The organism is Streptomyces sp. NPDC044044 (assembly GCF_056434405.1).
In genome coordinates this window covers 52,286-71,282 of record NZ_JBWKFG010000016.1, presented here as the reverse complement: position 1 = coordinate 71,282, position 18,997 = coordinate 52,286, and the positions used below count along the sequence as shown (strand labels likewise).

Below are 18,997 nucleotides of genomic sequence, written 5' to 3'. Positions count from 1 at the left end.
GTTGTCATCAAGGCCGTCGGCTATGCCGCCGTGCCGCTGTTGGCGTACAGGTTCCGGCATGTTTCGACCAGCGCCGCGCGGTCGACTTTTCCGTGCGGGCTCAGGGGAATTCGCAGGACATTCATGAATCTGGCAGGAACCATGTTCCGCGGCAGCGTCCTCAGGAGGCGGGCGCGCAGATCGTCCTCAGTGAGCTCGTTCGCCGACGGGACGACGAACGCGATCAGCTCGGCCTCGCCGGAGGCGTTGTGGGCGACGACCACGGCGGCCTCGCGGACCCCGGCCAGCCTGCCGAGCGCACGCTCGATGTCGGTGGGGTCGATGCGCATGCCTCGCACCTTCACCTGTGCGTCCATCCGGCCTGCGACGACGAGTTCACCGGCCTCGGTCACGTGCCCGCGATCACCCGTCCGGTACAGCCTGCACGGCGCACCGTCGACCTCGATGGTCGTGAACTTCTCGTTCTCGGGACCGGTGCCGTTGAGGTAACCCGCTCCGATGCCGGCCCCGGAGATGCAGATCTCGCCGTGCTCCCCCGGCCCGACAGGGCGCAACTGCTCGTCGAGGAGGTGGATGCCGGTGTTGTAGGCCGGCTTTCCGACCGGCGGGATGTCCTGGTCGCCGGGCCGGTACGCGGCAAGGTCGTACGACGTCGCGACATCCGTGCACTCGGCGACGCCGTACTGGTGCAGGAGGGTGCACGTATTGCCCTCGCGGTGCGCCCAGTTGGCGATCCGTTCGACCTTCAGCGGCTCCCCGCCGAACAGCATGTAGTCGAGCCTGGAGAGCACCTCACCACCGCGTGCGGTCTCCCAGTCCACCAGCAGGTACAGCGTGCTGGAGGCGCAGTGCACCGTGCGTATCTCGTGGTCGGTCAGCATGCGGTAGGCCATCAGGGCGTCGAAGTTCCGGCTCGCCATGAGGTATTGGGTGGCGCCGCAGAACAGCGGCGTCATCAGACTGCGCTGGGAGAGGTCGAACCCGAACGCGCTGACGACCAGGTTGTTCGACCCGCTGTGCAGGCCGTACTCGATCTGCAGCCAGTTCATCAGGTTGAACCAGCCCTCGTGCCGCACCGCGGTCAGTTTCGGTGTGCCGGTCGATCCGGACGTGAAGACCGCGTAGCACACGTCGTCGCCGGTGACGCGGACGCCGGGACCGGTCGGCGGGAGGCCTTCCAGCTGATCGGAGAGCTGCTCCAGATCGACGACCTCGGTATCCGTGGACCCGACCAGTCCGGCCGTCTCCGGAGAGGCCACGATCAGGGCGAGAGAGGGCACCTGGCCCAGCAGCAGCTGGAGTCTCGCCGCGGGGTAGGCCGGGTCGAACGGTACGTAGGCCGCGCCTGCCTTCAGCGTGCCGAGGATGGCGACGAGCATGTCGATCGAATAGTCGAGACAGACACCGACCTTCGCCCCCCGGCCGTGTCCGCGCGCCATCAAGAAGTGCGCGAACCGGTTCGCCTTCGCGTCCAGCTCCGCGTACGTCACCTGCCGACCGGCGCAGAAGACGGCCACGGCGTCGGGGGTGGCCTTCGCGTGCGCCTCGAACTGCTGGTGGACGACGGGCTCCGGGGGCAGGGCAACTCGCCTTCCCTGAAGGTTCATTGACTGACTCCAAACGTGTGAGAGGTGCCGGTCCGGAGCGGGCCGGTCTGCGTGTCGAGCACCTGGGCCGCCCCCTTGTCGAGGGGCAGACCGTGCAGGGCAGCCGATGTGCGGGTAGCGCTCCGGTGGGCGGACCGGCAGCTCGATGGCCGACGTGGTGACCTTGCCGGGCGCGTTTCAGCAGCTGCGGACGTGGCCGGCCGAGGATTCAGCCGCGGCAGGCGGGGCGGAGCAGCGCGTCGGCGTCGTCGGTGACGCGCAGGTCCAACGGCCCGGCCGCATCAACTCGGCAGAGATGCGGGTGGTGTTCAGTCCGTGGCCATGGCCTCGCGCAGGCTCCTGGGACGCAGGTCGGTCCAGTTCTGCTCGACGTACTCAAGGCACTCGGCCCTGGCCGCCTCACCGAACACCACCCGCCAGCCGACGGGCACCTCGGTGAACACCGGCCACAGGGAGTGCTGCTCCTCGTCATTGACCACGACGTAGAAGCGGCCGTCCTCGTCATCAAACGGGTTCGCGCTCAACTGGCACCGTCCTTAACCGTCACAGAGCTACTGGGAAACAGGCATCGCCGGGCCGGATGCCAAAAGGCACCGGGCGCGGGTCACCCGTCGGTGCTGTCCGGTCGACGGGACATCCGACACAAGAGGCGACCCCGGCACTGCGACGTCACCGTAAGGACGCCGCCACCGCAGCTACAAGAGCGACCAGCTCCGCCACCAACCAGCCACCCACCCCAGCCCACACCCACCCCGAACTCCTGTACCCCACCGCCTTCATGTGCCACGATGCCCGGCCGCACCCCACCCGCACCCCGGACGCAGCCCGGACGCAGCCCACCGGGCGGCCCGAGCACCAACCCCCAGCACCGCCGGCCCTCCGAGAACCACTCAAGAGCCGCTCCAGCAGCAGCGGAACTCCCCTCGCGCCCACGCCCCGCCCCACCAACGCCCCTCTAAGGTCGATACGCGGCTGGTCCGATCCAAGGGGGAACGACGGACCACTCACACGGCTGCTCGACGGCCTCGGCGGCCTCGGCGGCCTCGGCGGCCTCGATGGCCGACTGCCGGACTTCGACAACGCCTCCGCGTTCACGGCCAAGGCGGTGGCGGGCGCCGCCGCTGCCTGACCGGCATCGAGACACAACGACGACAGGACCTCCCGGTGTCCGACCGACATGAGTCGGCGGGACACCGGGAGGTCCTGTCGTCGGCCCGCTCAGACGACCGCGCCCTCCTTCGTCCTCCTGCGCAGGGCCGGCCTGCTGGACCGGGCGAGGTCCTTCCACATGTCCGAAAGACCGCTGATGGTGCGCGCCGCGAACACCCGGCGGATCGACACCTCCTGGTTCAGCTCCGACCGGATCAGACCGACCAGCCTGATCGCCCGCAGCGAGTTGCCGCCGAGGTCGAAGAAGTCCTCGTCGATGCCCACCCGGTCCAGTTCGAGCACCTCGGCGAAGGCCGCGGCCAGGATGCGCTCGGTCTCGTTGCGCGGTGCGCGGTATTTCCCGTCGTCGAGCACGGGCTTCGGCAGCGACGCCCGGTCCACCCTCCCGTCGGCGGTCACCGGCAGGCTTTCGACGACCGTGAACACCGACGGCACCATCGTCTCGGGCAACCGCCCCGCGGCGAACCGGCGCAGTTCCTCGGCCTCGACGGTTCGGCCGCCCGCCGGGACCACATAGGCCACGAGCCGCTGCTGCCCGGCGTCGTCCTGCCGGACGGCCACCACCGCCCGGGCGAGGCCCGTGTGCTCGGAGAGCGCCTCCTCGACCTCGGCCAGCTCCACCCGGACACCGCGTACATCGGTCCGCGTACCGGCGCCGCCCACGTACTCGAGCCGTCCGTCGGCGGCCCACCGCACCCGCTGTCCGGTCCGGTGCATCAGCCCGCCCGCCGGACCGAACGGGCAGGGCACGAAGTCCGCCGCGGTCCGACCGGGGCGCCCGGGATATCCGCGCACCACGCCGGGTCCTGCCACGTACAGCTCCCCGGTGACACCGACGGGGACGGGGGCGAGTCCCGGGCCCAGGACGTAGCGGGCGGACGCGGCGAAGCCGGTCTCTCCCGCCGGGCCGTGGGCGTCGACGACCGTCAGCTCGGGGCAGGCCTCGCGCACCCGGCGCAGCGCGGCAGCGGACACGCGGTCACCGCCGGTCCACACCTCGCGCAACCCGGCGAGGAGTTCGGGGCGCTGCGCCGCGATCGCCGAGAAGAGGCCCGCGGGCAGCCACACCGATGAGATCTCGTGCGCCGCCCGCGCCTCGGCCAGCGCGTCGGTGTCCAGCTCCCCTGCAGGAGCCACGGCCACCCGGCCGCCGTTCAGCAAAGGCGCCCACACTTCGATGGCGAGTACGTCGGCGCTGTGCGGCGCATGCCACAGCACCGTACGGTCGCCGGTCTCCCGCAGGCGGTGGTCCAGGACGAACCGGCGCAGGTTGCCGTGCGTCACGGCGACCGGGGTGGTCTCGCCGTTCGCCGCGTATCCGTACGACACGGCCAGCAGGCTGTCGCGATGCGACGGGGCGGGTGTCTCCCCCGCGCCGCCGCTGTCGTCACCGGAGGTGTCCGCGGCGACGTCCTGGAAGGCGATCGCCGGAACTCCCAGGTCGGAGGGGAGCCGTTCGGCCGTCTTTGTGTCGGTGAGCAGTGCGCTCGCCGACGCGTCCTTGACCGCTGACCTGAGCCGCTCGGCCGGGAGCGCCGGGTCGAGCAGCAGGTAGGCCCCGCCCGCCTTCACCACGCCCAGCAGGGCGACGACCAGGTCCGCCGACCGAGCCATGGCCACCGCCACGACCGTCTCGGGCCCGACGTCCCTGCGTCGCAGCGAGCGGGCCAGGTGGCTGGAGCGCTCGTCCAGCTCGCGGTACGCGACGGCCGAGTCCCCGGACACCACCGCGACGGCATCGGGGTCCCGCTCCACCTGACGGGCGAACAGCTCCGCGACCGTCGTCCCGGGCACCCGCGCGTCCGTGTCGTCCGGCGCCGTCAGGAGCCGGTCGCGCTCGGCGCCGCTCACCACGTCCAGCGCGCCGACCGGCTGCTCGTCGGCGGCCACCGCGGCACGGACGTGGGCGAGGAAATCCTCGCCGATGAAGCGCAGCTCCGCGCGGGAGTACAGGCTCGCAGGGGCGTCGAGCCGGATGAACAGGTCGCTGTCGGCGGTCCCGTCGTTGTAGACGGCGATGGAGAGTTCGTCGAAGACACCGGTCGTCCCGCCGAGGTAACGCGCCGGGCTGTCCGCGAAGTGGAGCTGCTCCACGAAGTCGACGACGTTGATGACGGCACCGAAGCTGCCGCGCGCGTCCAGGACGGTGCCGATCGCGCGCTGGATCTCCGAGTAGTGGCATGCGGTGTGATCGAAGATGTCGTACGTCTCGTCGCCGATCGCGTCGGCGATCTCGGTGAAGGTCGCGCCGAGCGGAGCCTTCACCCGCACCGGCACCACGTTCACCGCGAGGCCCGGCGTCCTGCTCGCCACGCCGACCCGGTTGCCCACGGCCAGCGAGAGCAGGAACTCCGGACGGTCGCAGCGGTGCCGGAAGTACACCGCGGCGGCCGCGGTCAGCAGCGACGACGTCCATACGCCCATGGACGTCGCGGTCTCGGCCCACGCGTCCGCCTCGGCGCGCCCGACGCTCAGTGTGCGGCTCACCATGCCGAGGGGTTCGGTCAGCTCACCCCAGCGGTCGGCGCTGCCCGTCGGTTCGTCGAGTGCGGTGCGCTGCGCGTCGGACAGGGCGACGCGCGGTACCTGGGCGGGCGCGGGCGCGTCCTTCAGGTAGTCGCGCCAGAACTCCGTGTCCTCGGTGGCCTGGGGGGAGGCGAGGTACTGCGTCGCCTCGGTCGCGAACGACTCGGCGTCCCACGGGTGCGCCGGCTCCGGTGCCTTCTCGCCCCGCGCCAGCGCCGTGTACACCTCGGCCAGGCGCCGCGAGAGCAGACCGCCCGAGCCGAACCCGTCCGATATGAGGTGGTGGTAGGCGATCACCAGGAGGGAGCGGCTCGCCCCGAGCTTGACCGCGCCGAGCCGGAACAGCAGGTCCCGCTCCAGGTCGAAGGGCCTGCGCACCAGGTCGGCCAGTGCCTCGCGCGCCGCCTGCTCGGGGTCGGCCTCGGCGCTCAGGTCCAGGAAGAACGGCCGCCAGTCCCCCAACTCCCTCGGCACGAGGCGCAGTCCGCTGTCGCCGTCGACGAAATTGACGCGCAGCACCTCCGCCTCGTTCATCACGTGCAGGAACGTGGATTCCATGACCGCCGTGTCCAGTTCACCGTCCACGTCCCACATGGTCAGCGCATGGTTCAGCATGTCGGGAAACATTTCCTGCGCCCGCCACATCCCAATATGCGCAGACGACGCACCGAACGAACGCACAGAAATCAACCCCTCAAAGCAAATAGGACCGGGAATCGGAGAATTCCACGGATCACTCCCACCTTCCGGGAAGTGATCCAGCCGTTCAAGACAAGTCGGTGCCCGGCGGGACACTCCGCTCCCGGCCTTGCGGTGTCCCGCCGGCGGGACGGTCGGTTCACCGCGGTCCCCGCTTGGCGATCGTGGTCGTGACGTGCTCGGCGACCAGTCGCGGTGACGGGTGCCGCAGCACCGTGTTCGCGCGCAGCTTGAGTCCGGTCGACGCGCTCAGGCGCTTGCTCAGCTCCACCGACAGCAGTGAGTCGAATCCGAGCTCCTTGAACTGCTGGTCGGGGTCGACGGATTCACCGGAGGAGTGTCCGAGCACGACGGCGACCTTCTCGAGTACGTGGTCCAGGACGAGTGCCCTGGCGTCGTCGTCGGCGAGGGCGGCGATCCTGTCCGCCAGGGAGACGACGTGGTCGTCGGCCTCGGGCGGCAGCTCCGTCGAGGACGCCTCCACCGCCGTGTGCGATGAGCTGAGCCAGTACCGCTGCCGCTGGAACGCGTACGTCGGCAGATCGACCCGCCGACGCGTCCCGAGCAGGGAGTCCCAGTCCACGGACCCGCCCCGCACGTGCAGTTGGGCCAGCGAGCCGATCACGGACTCCACCTCGTCCCGCTCCCGCCGCGACGAGGAGAGGACCAGCGCGTCGTCCACGTCCTCGACGGTCTCCTGCACCGGGACGGTCAGGACGGGGTGCGGGCTCATCTCGATGAACACCCGGAAGCCGTCGTCGGCCAACTGCCGCACGGAGGGCTCGAAGAGGACCTTCTCGCGCAGGTTGTTGTACCAGTAGTCGGCGTTCAGCCGGGCGGTGTCGATGGTCTCGCCGTACAGCGTCGAGCAGAAGGGAAGCGTCGACGTCGTGGGGCTCACGTCGGACAGCGCGTCGATCACCTGGTCCCGGACCCGGGCCACATGGTGGGAATGGGAGGCGTAGTCGACCGCTATCCGCCGGGCCTGGACGCCGTCGGCCTTCATCTTCTCGACGAACTCGTCCAGCGCGTCCGGCTCTCCGGACACCACCACCGAGCGGGGTCCGTTGACCACGGCGACGCTCACCTGGTCGCTCCACGGAGCCAGGCGCTGCGCCACGACGTCCGCGGACTCCGCGACCGATGCCATGCCGCCGTGCCCGATCACGTCCAGGAGGGCCTTGCTGCGCAGCGCCACGACCTTGGTGGCGTCCCGCAAGGACAGCGCACCGCACACGTGGGCGGCGGCTATCTCGCCCTGGCTGTGTCCCACCACCGCGGCCGGTTCCACACCCCAGGACCGCCACAGTGCGGCCATGGACACCATCACGGAGAACAGCGCCGGCTGGACGACGTCCACCCGCTCCAGGGTCGGCGCGCCCTCCACGCCGTGCACCACGTCCAGCAGCGACCAGTCGACCCACTCGGACAGCGCTGCCGCGCACGCGTCGAGGGACCGCGCGAAGACGGGGAAGTTCGCGTACAGCTGCCGGCCCATGCCGGCCCACTGCGATCCCTGGCCGGGGAACATGAAGGCGACGCCGCCGAGTTTCCCGGCGACACCCCGCACCACCGCTGCGGACTCGGCGCCCTCGCTCAGCGCCACCGAGCCGCTCAGGAGCTCGTCACGACCGCGGCCGAGGACCACCGCGCGGTGCTCGAAGCGCGACCGGCCCGACACCAGCGACCCGCCGATGTCGGCGACATCGGCGCCCGGATCCGCGGCGACGAACTCGCTCAGCCTGCCCGCCTGCCGCTCCAGGGCCGCCGCGCTCTTGCCCGACACCACCCACGGCACGAGGCCGCCGACGACGCCCGGGTCCGCCGCGCGCTCCTGTGCAAGATCCGGTGAGGGATCCTGCGGGGACTCCAGCGGCGGCTCCTCCTCCAGGATCACGTGCGCGTTGGTGCCGCTGACCCCGAACGACGACACACCGGCCCGCCGCGGCCCGTCCGTCCGGGGCCACTCACGCCCCTCCGCCAGGATTTCCACGTCGCCGGACGACCAGTCCACGTGCTGTGAGGGCGCGTCCACGTGCAAGGTCTTGGGCAGGTACCCGTGGCGCAGGGCCAGCACGGACTTGATGACCCCGCCGACGCCCGCGGCGGCGATGGAGTGACCGATGTTCGACTTCAGGGAGCCCAGCCACAGCGGCCTGCCCTCCGCCCGGCCCTGTCCGTAGGTCGCAAGGACCGCACCCGCCTCGATGGGGTCACCCAGCTTGGTCCCGGTGCCGTGGGCCTCGACCAGATCCACTTCGGAGGCCGACACCCCCGCGTTCGCCAGTGCCTTGCGGATCACCTTCTCCTGGGCGCGGCCGTTGGGTGCGGTCAGTCCGTTGCTGGCGCCGTCCTGGTTCACGGCGGAACCGCGCAGGACGGCGAGCACCGGGTGGCCGTTGCGGCGGGCGTCGGACAGCCGCTCAAGGAGCAGTACGCCCACGCCCTCGGCCCAGCCGGTTCCGTCGGCGGCGTCCGAGAAGGCCTTGCACCGGCCGTCGGCCGACAGGGCGCGCTGCCGGGCGAACTCCACGAAGAACGAGGGCGTCGCCATCACCGTCGCCCCGCCCGCGAGCGCGAGCGAGCACTCCCCCGAACGCAGGGACTGCGCCGCCATGTGCAGGGCCACCAGCGACGACGAGCACGCGGTGTCCACCGACACCGCCGGTCCGGTCAGGCCCAGTTCGTAGGCCACCCGGCCGGAGGCGACGCTCAGCGCGCTGCCGTACAGGAGGTAGCCCTCCAGGTCCTTCTGGCCGCCCTCCAGGAAGCGCCACCCGTACTCGGACGAACTCACCCCGGAGAAGACACCGACCTCGGATCCGCGCACGTCGGCGGGGACGATGCCGGCCCGTTCGAGGACCTCCCACGACGTCTCCAGGAGCAGGCGGTGGTGCGGGTCGATCGCCAGCGCCTCACGCGGGCTGATGCCGAAGAAGCCCGCGTCGAAGCCGGCCGCGTCGCTCAGGAAGCCTCCCCGACGCGCGTACGTGCTGCCGACGGCGTCGGGGTCCGCGTCGTACACGTCCCGCCACCCGCGGTCCTTGGGGAACTCCTCCACGACGTCACGGCCCTCGCGGAGCAGGTCCCACAGTTCCTCGGGCGTCGACACGCCTCCCGGGTAGCGGCACGCCATGGACACCACGGCGATGGGTTCGCCGCGGCCGGCCCGCAGGGCGTCGTTCTCCTGCCGGAGGCGGTCGCGCTCCTCGAGCAGCGTGCGGAGCGCACGCTGGACCCGGTCCGCGCCGTCCGCCGTACGATCCGCGGAGTTGGTCATGTCACTTACCTCTTCTCATCCAGAGCCAGACCGACCAGTGCTTCCAGGTCCAGGTCGGACAGTTCGTCCGCACCCAGCGCTTCCTTGACCTCCGCGTCATCGGCGTCGCTCGTGTCCGGTTCCGGACGCAGCAGGCCGGACAGGTGCTCGCCCAGTTCGCGCGGCGTCGGGTAGCTGAAGACGAGGGTGGAGGGCAGGCGCAGTCCGGTCGCGGAAGCCAGGCGGTTGCAGAGTTCGACCGACGTCAGTGAGTCGAATCCGAGCTGGTTGAACGCCTGGTCGACGTCGACGGCCGCGCCGGACGGGTGCCCGAGCACGACGGCGACCTGGTCGCGGACCCAGTCGAGTACGGCTGCCTTCGCCTCGTCCGCAGGCAGGGCGACCAGCCTGGCGGCCAGGCCGGGAGCGCCGCCGTCCTTCGCAGCACTCGACCTGTTGCGGCGCGGACGGCCGCCGTCGACGAGGTCGCGCAGGAGGAGCGGGAGCTCCTGACCCGTCTTGTTCCGCAGCGCGGCGACGTCCACCCGGGCCGGGATCAGGACCGGCCGGTCGAGCGCGCAGGCCGCGTCGAACAGGGCCAGCGCCTCGTCGGTCGGCATCGGGGCGATGCCCATCCGCCGCAGCCGTGACAGGTCGGCCTGGTCCAGGCCGCCGGTCATGCCGCTGCTCTGCTCCCACCAGCCCCAGCACAGCGAGGTGCCGACCAGGCCGGATGCCCTGCGCCACGCCGCCAGTCCGTCCAGGAACACGTTCGCCGCCGCGTAGTTCGCCTGCCCTCCGGTGCCGAGCGTCCCGGCGACGGTGGAGAACTGGATGAACGCCGACAGGGTGTGCCGCTCGGTCAGTTCGTGCAGGTTGACCGCGCCGCCGACCTTGGCGCGCAGAACGTGGTCGAAGCTCTCGGCGGTCATCGACTCGACCGTGCCGTCCGCCAGTGCGCCCGCCGCGTGCACGACCGCCGTCAGCGGGTACTTCCGGGGCATGTCCGCGAGCAGGTCCGCCACGGCGGCCCGGTCCGCGACATCGCATGCCACGACCCTGACCGCGGCGCCCGCGCCCTCCAGGTCCGCGACCAGCTCGCCCACCCCGTCGGCCGCCGGGCCGCGACGGCTCGCGAGCACCAGGCTGCGTACGCCGCGTTCGGCGACGAGGTGGCGCGCCACCAGGGAACCGACGCCGCCGGTACCGCCCGTGACCAGCACGGTGCCGCCGCCGAAGCCGTCGGCCACCTCGAAGACCAGCTTGCCGATGTGGCGGCCCTGGCTCATCTCGCGGAATGTCCTGCGTGCGTCGCGGATGTTCCGTACGGAGATCGGGTTCAGCTGGATCCGCCCGTCGGCGAAGAGTTCCATGACGGCCCGGAACATCTCGTGGATGGTGTCGGGGCCCGCGTCGTAGAGCTCGAAGGCCTCGTAGTCGACTCCGGGGTGATCGGCCGCCACCTGGCGCGGGTCACGGATGTCCGTCTTGCCCATCTCGACGAAGTCGCCGCCGCGGGTGAGCAGCGTCAGTGAGGCGTCGACGAAGCGGTGCGCGAGGGAGTTCAGTACGAAGTCCACCCCCCGGCCGCCCGTGGAGTGCAGGAACTTCTCCGCGAACTCCAGGTCGCGCGACGACGCCAGGTGCTCGTCGTCGAGGCCCAGGGCGCGCAGGGCGGGCCACTTGGCCGGGCTCGCGGTCGCGTAGATCTCGGCGCCGACGTGCTTGGCCAGTTGGACGGCGGCCATCCCGACGCCGCCGGCCGCGGCGTGGATGAGGATGCGCTGGCCCTTCTTGAGCTTGCGCAGACGAAAGAGCGCGTAGTAGGCGGTGAGGAAGGTGGTCGGTATGGACGCCGCCTCGGCGTAGCTCCATCCGTCGGGGACGGGCGTGAGCATCCGGCTGTCCGCCACCGCGACGCGGCCGAAGGCGCCGTTGAAGACGCCGGTCACCCGGTCGCCCGGCGAAAGACGTGTCACGTCGTCCGCCACCTCGGTGACCACTCCGGCGCCCTCAAGGCCGATGGGGGCATCGGCGACCGTGCTGTTCACCAGGCCCAGGGCGATCGTGACGTCCTTGAAGTTGAGCCCCGCGGCCCGGACGGCGATGCGTACCTGCCCGCTCGTCAGGGGCGCCTCCACCTCGGGGCACGCAACCCACGTCAGGTTCTCCAGCGTGCCCCTGCTCGGGATGCCGAGCCGGTGGGCGCCGTCGGCCGGCGGCTCGATCTGGTGGTCGGCGGGCGCGGCCGGCGCCATGCGGGGAACGAGGTACGTGCCCTCGCGCAGCGCCAGTTGGTCCTCACCGGTGGCCGGCGCGTCCAGCACGCGTGCCCAGGAGGTCTCCTGGTCGTCGATGTCCACCAGCCGGAACCTGCCGGGGTGTTCCGTCTGCGCGGACCGGATCAGGCCCCACACGGAGGCGCCGGGGAGGCTTTCGACGCGCTCCCCCGCACCGGTGTCGAGGGCGAGGCGGGTGAGGACCACCAGCGTGGATCCGGCGTGGGTCCGCGCGGCGACGAACCGCTGGATCCAGTCCAGGACGCGCTTGCCCGCGCCGCCGACCGCGGCGAGCAGATCGGGGTCGTGGGCCACGAAGTCGTCCAGGCACAGGACGATGTGCTCGGGTGCCTCTCCCGCGAGGACGTCGTCCATGGACTCGTAGAACGCGACGTTCTCGTCGCCCGCCGCGAAGAGCCGGGAGGCCAGGCCGTCCTTCGCGCCGAGTACGCCCCACGGTCCGCGGCGGGTCTCCTGCTTGCCCTGCGTGAGCGGCCGCCACCGCAGTTCGTAGAGCGAGCGCTCCTGCCCGCCGCGCGCGGCGCGCACCTGCTCGGCGCTCGCCGGGCGGAACGTCAGCGCGTCGATGTGAGCGATCGGGTTCGCGTGCTCGTCGGCGACCGTCAGGGACACGACGCCCTCGTCGGCCGGGGAGAGCCGGACCCGCACGGTCGGGCCGCACTCCCCGATCAGGTCGACACCGGACCACGAGAAGGGCAACCAGCCCTGGTCGCCCGTCACCTCGACGACACCGCCGGCGAAGACCGCGTGCAGCACGCTGTCGATCAGCGCCGGATGCAGGGCGAACCCGCCCCCGGCCCGGTCGTCGGCGCTCTCCGGCAGCGTGGCGAGGGCATAGAGGTCGTCACCCTGCCTCCAGACCTCCCGCAGTCCGCGGAACGCCGGGCCGTAGTCGAAGCCCGCGTCCACGAGCGTGTCGTGGAGACCGTCGATGTCGAGCTTCTGCGCCCCGGCCGGCGGCCACACGGCGAGCGGTCGCGTGTCGTCGGTCCACGCGGTCGTACGCGAGGTGTCCGGTGTCAGGTTCCCCATCGCGTGGCGGGTCCAGCCGCCCACGGTCCGGCCGTCCTCGCCGGGACGCGAGTACACGTCCAGGGAGCGGCGTCCGGCCTCGTCGGGTGCGCCGACGACGACGCGTACCTGCACGTCGCCCGAGTCGGGGAGGATCAGGGGGACTTCCAGGGAGAGTTCCTCGAGCGCGGCGCAGCCGACGAAGTCGCCCGCCGACAGCGCCAGGTCCATGTAGGCGGTCGCGGGGACGACGGCCGCGCCGAACACGGCGTGGTCGGCCAGCCACTCGTGGGTCCGCAGGGACCATCGGGCGGTGAACACCACCTCGTCGGTGCCGGGGTGGTCCACCACGGCGCCGAGCAGCGGGTGGCCCGGCGCGAAGAGGCCTGCGGAGGCGATGTCCGCCGACCTCGTCCCGGCGGGGGCGTCCATCCAGTAGCGCTGCCGCTGGAAGGCGTACGTGGGAAGGTCCACCTGCCGGCGCGTGCCGAACAGGGTGTCCCAGTCCACGGGCACGCCCCGCACGTGCAGTTGGGCCAGCGCGTCGGCCAGTGCGGCTGCTCCCGGACGGTCCCGCCGTGCCGCGGACAGGACCAGTGCGCCGCTCACGCCCTCGCCGGCGAAGGCCTCCTTGGTGATGCTCGCGAGCGTCGCTCCGGGCCCCACTTCGAGGAAGACGTCCGCGCCGGCCGCGCGGGCGCACTCCACCGCGTCGTAGAAGCGCACGGGTTCGCGGACGTGGGCCACCCAGTACGCGACGGACGTCAGCTCCTGGAGCGTGGCCTCGCGGCCCAGCCTGGTCGAGACGATCGGAATCGACATCTCGCCCGGGGGGAGCTCGCCGAGGGATCGTGCGAACTCCTCCAGGACCGGGTCCATCAGCGGGGAGTGGAACGCGTGGTCGACGTCGAGGAGTTTGGCCGACGTGCCGCCTTCGATCAGCCGGTCACGCAGGGCGTGGACCTCGTCGCGAAGGCCCGAGACCACCACCGATTCCGGGCCGTTGACGGCGGCGACGCCGACGCGCTCAAAGGGGCCCAGCAGAGCGCTCACGTCGGTTTCCGAGGCGCGTACGGCCAGCATCGCGCCGCGCTCGACGACCGCCTGCATGACCCGTCCGCGAGCGGCGACGAGTCGGGTCGCCACGTCCAGGCCGAAGACTCCGGACACGTGGGCGGCGGCGATCTCACCGACGGAGTGACCGATCAGCCGGTCCGGCGGTGGGCAGTACCCGGCCAGGAGCCGGTACAGGCTGACCTGCAGGGCGAACAGCGCGGCCTGCGTGATGTCGGTGCGCTCACGGCCGGCGGGCTCGTCCGCCAGGAGCAGGGGCTTCAGAGCGAAGGGCAGATGCTCGTCGAAGCGTTCGCAGACCTCGTCGAGGCTCCGCGCGAAGACGGGGAAGGTGTCGTACAACTGCCGTGCCGCACCGGCCCATTGCGATCCCTGTCCCGGGAACATGAAGACGCGCTCACCGAGTTCCGCGGCGACGCCTCGCACCACCGCGGCGGACTCCGTGCCCTGGCTCAGCGCCGCGAGGCCGCTCAGCAGCTCGTCACGGCCGCGCCCCAGCGCCACCGCACGGTGCTCCAGACCGGCCCGGCTCGACGCCAACGACCAGCCCACGTCGGTGATGTCGGCGTCCGGATCGGCGGTGACGAACGCGTGCAGCTTCTCCGCCTGTGCCCGCAGCGCCTGCTCCGAGTGCGCGGACAGGGCCCATGGCACGAGCCCGCCCACAGAGCCCTGTGCCCGCTCGGCGGTGTCGGGCGTCTGCTCGGCGGCATCCGGTTCCTGGTCCTGGTCCTGCTGCTGCTGCTCCTGCGTCGGTGCCTGTTCGAGGAGCAGGTGCGCGTTCGTGCCGCTGATGCCGAAGGACGACACACCCGCGCGCCGGGGCCGTCCCGGCGTGCTGGTCCACTCCCTTGCCTCGGTCAGCAGCTGGACCGTCCCTGCCGACCAGTCCACGTGCGTCGACGGACGGTCCACGTGCAGCGTCCGGGGCATCACCCCGTGCCGCATCGCCATGATCATCTTGATGATTCCGCCGACGCCCGCGGCCGCCTGTGCGTGGCCGATGTTCGACTTCAGCGACCCGAGCCACAGCGGGCTCCCGGGGTCGCGGTCCTGTCCGTAGGCGGCCAGCAGCGCCTCCACCTCGATGGGGTCGCCCAGGGACGTGCCGGTCCCATGGGCCTCCACCACGTCCACGTCGTTCGCCTGCATCCGGGCGTCCGCCAACGCCGCCCGGATCACCCGCTGCTGGGCCAGTTCGTTCGGCGCGGTCAGTCCGTTGGACGCCCCGTCCTGGTTGACGGCCGCACCCCGGATCACCGCCCAGATCCGGCGCCCGTTGCGGCGCGCGTCCGACAGCCGCTCCAGGACCAGTACGCCCGTGCCCTCGGAGAAGCCGGTGCCGTCCGCCGCGTCCGCGAACGCCTTGCACCGTCCGTCCAGCGACAGGCCCCGCTGCCGGGCGAACTCCACGAGCAGCCCCGGGGTCGACAGCGTCGACACCCCGCCGGCCAGCGCCAAGGTGCACTCCCCGGAACGCAGGGAGCGCATGGCCTGGTGGACGGCGACGAGCGACGACGAGCACGCGGTGTCGGTCGACACCGCCGGACCCTCCAGGCCCAGGGCGTACGCCACCCGGCCCGAGGCCACGCTGGTGTAGGTCCCCGCGAGCGCGTACCCCTCCACTTCGCCGGCTGCCTCGTCGCCCATCCGCGGGCCGTAGTCGACGGCGTAGAGCCCGGTGAACACCCCGGTCGCCGAGCCCCGTATCCCGACCGGGTCGATGCCCGCGCGCTCGAGCGCCTCCCACGACGTCTCCAGCATCAGCCGCTGCTGCGGGTCCATCGCCAGCGCCTCGCGCGGGCTGATGCCGAAGAACTCCGCGTCGAAGTCCGCGAGATCGGTCAGGAATCCGCCCGTGCGCGCGTACGTCTTCCCGCGTGCCTCGGGATCCGGGTCGTACAGCGCGTCCACGTCCCACCCGCGGTCCGGCGGGAAGTCACCTATCGCGTCCACACCGTCGGACACGACGGTCCACAGCCCTTCGGGGGAGGTCACCCCGCCCGGGAAGCGACACCCCACGCCCACGATCGCGATGGGCTCGTGACCGGACTCCTCCAGCTCCCGCACGCGCTCGCGCAGCTCCTGCGCGTCGCCGACGGCACGTCGCAAGTACGACCGGAGCTTGTCGACATCCTCCACCAGGGACTCCCTTAACGGTTGCTCGGACGAACAGGTGCGGCTACGCGTATCCGCGCTCGATCAATGCGTACAAATCGTCGTCACTGCGGCTTTCCGGGCTCGTCTCCTCCACCGTTTGCGGGCTCGTCTCCCCCACCGTTTGCGGGACTTCGGGTGTCTGGGGCTCCGGGACTTCGGGCGTCCGGGGCTCCAGGAGGGAGAAGATGTGCAGACCGAGCTTGCGCACCGTGGGGTAGGTGAACGCGACCGTGGCCGGGAGCCGTACACCGGCCGCCGCGGTGAGCCGGTTGCGCAGCCGCACGGCCATCGAGGAGTCGAATCCCAGGGCCTTGAAGGTCTCGGCCGACCGCGCCGTGAGTTCGGCCTCCGTCAGACCCACTCCGTTCGCGCCCAGCAGCGCCGCCGTTTCGGCGCGCACCAGCGTGAGGACCGCCGACTGCGAGCCCAGGTCCGCAGGCGCGGCACCCGCTCGTGCGGAGGGACCGTTCGTGGTGTCGGTGTCGGTGTCGCCGGACGCCGAGAGCCAGTACCGCTGCCGCTGGAACGCGTACGTCGGCAGGGCGACCCGGCGCGGCCGGCCAGCGGCGAAGGCCGCCTTCCAGTTCACCGGCAGACCGCGCACGTGCAGCTCGGCCAGCGACGCCAGGACCTTGCCCGCACTCCCGTCCTGCTTGTGCAGGGTGCTCACGACGGTCGGCGGGGCCGCCAGCGCGTCGGCGGCCTCCTCCATCGCGACCTGGAGCACGGGATGCGGACTGACTTCCACGAACACGCCGCCGCGCTCACGCATCAGGCCTTCGACGACCTCGCCGAAGCGCACCATCGAGCGCAGGTTGTCGTACCAGTACGAGCCGTCGAGCACGCGGGTGTCGAGCAGGCCGCCGGTCACCGTGGAGTGGAACTTCACCGCCGATTCCCTCGGCGATACAGCCGCGGTGTCCGCGAGCAGACGCTCACGGATGCGTTCGACATGGTGGGAGTGCGACGCGTAGTCCACCCTGACCCGTCGCACCCGGACGTCGTCACCGGCCGCCATCTCGGCGAACTGGTCGAGCGCCTCGTCGTCACCGGAGACCACCACCGACGCGGGCCCGTTGACCGCGGCCACGGAGAGCCGTCCCGACCACCGCTCCAACCGGCCCCGGACCCATTCGACGGGCGCGGCTACCGCGCTCATCCCGCCCAGTCCTGCCAGATCGGTCAGGGCCCGGCTGCGCAGGGCGACGATCCGCGCCGCGTCGTCGAGCGAGAGCGCGCCCGACACGCACGCCGCGGCGATCTCGCCCTGCGAGTGCCCCACCACTGCCTCGGGGACCACGCCCAGCGACCGCCACACCTGCGCAAGCGACACCATCATCGCGAAGAGCACCGGCTGGACCACGTCCACCCGGTCCAGCGACGCGGCCGACTCCTCGCCGCGCACCACGTCCACCAACGACCAGTCCACATGGGGCGCCAAAGCCCGCTCGCACGCGTCGATCGACCGCGCGAAGGCCTCCGACTCCGCGTACAGCTGCCGCCCCATGGCCAGCCACTGCGAGCCCTGGCCGGGGAACACGAAGACGACCGGACCCGCCTGGTCCGTGGCCGTCCCGCGCACCGCCCGCTCCGAGCCGCCGCCCGCCGCCACCAGGTCCAGGCCCGCGAGCGCCTCCTCACGGCCGCCGCTCAGGACCACCGCCCGGTGCGCGAACGACGACCGCTGCGACACCAGCGCATGCCCCACGTCGACGGCCGAAAGCGACGCGTCCGCGGCCACGAGCTCCCGCAGCCGGGCCGCCTGCTCCCGCAGCGCCGGTTCCGAGCGCGCCGACAGCACCCACGGCACAGCCTCCGGCGACGCCCCGGAAGATGCCGGAGAAGATGCCTCGGAGGCCAAGTCCTCATCGGAGGCGGGCAGTTCCGCCCTATCGCCGGGTGCCTGTTCGAGGATCACGTGTGCGTTGGTGCCGCCGAGTCCGAACGCCGACACCCCCGCCCGGCGCGGTCGGCCGGGCGCGTCGGGCCAGGGCCGCGCGGCCCGCAGGACCTCGAAGTCCTCGTGGAAGTCGGCGATGGCGGGGTTCGCGGAGCGGAAGTTGAGACTCGGGACCAGGTGCCCACGGTCCACGCAGAGCGCCGCCTTCACGAAGCCGACGATTCCGGCGGCCGGCTCCAGGTGCCCGACGTTCGTCTTCACCGAGCCGATCGCCAGCGGCCTGCTGCGGCCCGTCTCCCTGAAGACCTCGCGCAGACCGGCGATCTCGGCCGGGTCACCGACGCGGGTGCCGGTGCCGTGGGCCTCGACGTAGTCGACACCGTCGAACGGGACAGCCGCGCGTTCCAGGGCCGCGAGCACGGCCGCCGCCTGCCCCTCGGAGCTGGGATCGGGCATCCGGCTCGACGCTCCACCGCTGCCGACGCCCCAGCCGCGTACCACCGCATAGATGTGATCGCCGTCGGCGACGGCGAGGTCGAGCCGCTTCAGGAGGACGAAGGCACCGCCCTCGCCCCGGGCGAAACCGCTGGCCCGTCCGTCGAAGGTGAAGCAGCGGCCGTCGGGCGAGAGGGCGCCCAGATTCGCCAGGCCCGCTCCGGCCTCCGGGTCGGTGATCAGGTGTACGCCGCCCGCGATGGCCATGTCGACCGCGCCGCCCCGTATGCGGTCGCACGCCAGGGACAACGACACGAGCGAGGAGGACTGGCCCGAGTCCGCGCAGTAGCTCATGCCGCGGACGTCGAAGAGGCCAGAGATCCGGTTCGCGATCAGCGCTCCGCTGGAGCCGAGCGCGGCGTAGTGGTCGTCCTGGTCGCTGCCGGACAGCTTGCGCAGCAGTTCGTACCCGGAGGGCGCGGCGCCGACGACGACGTCGATCGCGCGGCCCGTGAGCGAGGCCGCCGGGACACCGGCGTCCTCGACGGCCTCCCAGGCGAGTTCGAGCCCGAGGCGCTGCACGGGGTCCATGGCGGCCGCCTCCGCGGCACTCGCCCCGAAGAACCCGGCGTCGAACCCGTCGATGGAGTCGAAGAACGAACCCGCGTGGAGGGTGTCGCCGTCCGGATGGGACATGTACGTCGACTTCGCGTCGGCCGCCCGGTGTCCGGGGAACGTTCCGACGGTCGATTTCCCCTCGACCAGCAGGCGCCAGAAATCGCTCGGGCCGTGCACGCCGGGAAAGCGGCACGACATCCCGATGACGGCAATACCGGTGGCTGCGCCACTCATGCGA

The 18,997-nt window shown here is 71.7% G+C and carries 5 protein-coding genes and 1 pseudogene; all 6 read right to left on the bottom strand.

Features of this window, described 5'->3' with window-relative positions:
• Window positions 1–20: 20 nt before the first annotated feature.
• The 6 genes and pseudogenes from AC07AG_RS41335 to AC07AG_RS41310 all read right to left on the bottom strand — a co-directional run bounded on the left by AC07AG_RS41335 (window position 21) and on the right by AC07AG_RS41310 (window position 18,993).
• The gene (locus AC07AG_RS41335; RefSeq protein WP_478762157.1) at window positions 21–1,607 is read right to left on the bottom strand and encodes an amino acid adenylation domain-containing protein; all 1,587 of its coding nucleotides are present in this window, start codon (window positions 1,605–1,607) and stop codon (window positions 21–23) included.
• 308 nt (window positions 1,608–1,915) lie between these two features.
• Window positions 1,916–2,131: an MbtH family protein gene (locus tag AC07AG_RS41330; protein WP_478762156.1), complete on the bottom strand. Its 216-nt coding sequence runs from the start codon at window positions 2,129–2,131 to the stop codon at window positions 1,916–1,918.
• 694 nt (window positions 2,132–2,825) lie between these two features.
• The gene (locus AC07AG_RS41325) at window positions 2,826–5,948 is read right to left on the bottom strand and encodes a non-ribosomal peptide synthetase (protein WP_478762154.1); all 3,123 of its coding nucleotides are present in this window, start codon (window positions 5,946–5,948) and stop codon (window positions 2,826–2,828) included.
• Window positions 5,949–6,141: 193 nt separating this feature from the next.
• Window positions 6,142–9,282 carry a type I polyketide synthase gene (locus AC07AG_RS41320; protein ID WP_478762152.1) on the bottom strand — a complete coding sequence of 1,047 codons (3,141 nt, stop codon included), beginning with the start codon at window positions 9,280–9,282 and terminating at the stop codon, window positions 6,142–6,144.
• A 5-nt stretch (window positions 9,283–9,287) separates the two neighbouring features.
• Window positions 9,288–15,758 (bottom strand): annotated as a pseudogene (locus AC07AG_RS41315) (type I polyketide synthase); the annotation flags it as partial.
• Window positions 15,759–15,828: 70 nt separating this feature from the next.
• Window positions 15,829–18,993 (bottom strand): type I polyketide synthase, encoded by a 3,165-nt coding sequence (locus AC07AG_RS41310; protein ID WP_478762150.1) that lies wholly within the window; start codon window positions 18,991–18,993, stop codon window positions 15,829–15,831.
• Window positions 18,994–18,997 lie beyond the last annotated feature (4 nt).

What these genes read in the sequence shown, in the direction of transcription:
- AC07AG_RS41310 (WP_478762150.1), bottom strand. Translation starts at nt 18,993, where the DNA reads ATGAGTGGCGCAGCCACCGGTATTGCCGTCATCGGGATGTCGTGCCGC.
- AC07AG_RS41335 (WP_478762157.1), bottom strand. Translation starts at nt 1,607, where the DNA reads ATGAACCTTCAGGGAAGGCGAGTTGCCCTGCCCCCGGAGCCCGTCGTC.
- AC07AG_RS41325 (WP_478762154.1), bottom strand. Translation starts at nt 5,948, where the DNA reads ATGTGGCGGGCGCAGGAAATGTTTCCCGACATGCTGAACCATGCGCTG.
- AC07AG_RS41320 (WP_478762152.1), bottom strand. Translation starts at nt 9,282, where the DNA reads ATGACCAACTCCGCGGATCGTACGGCGGACGGCGCGGACCGGGTCCAG.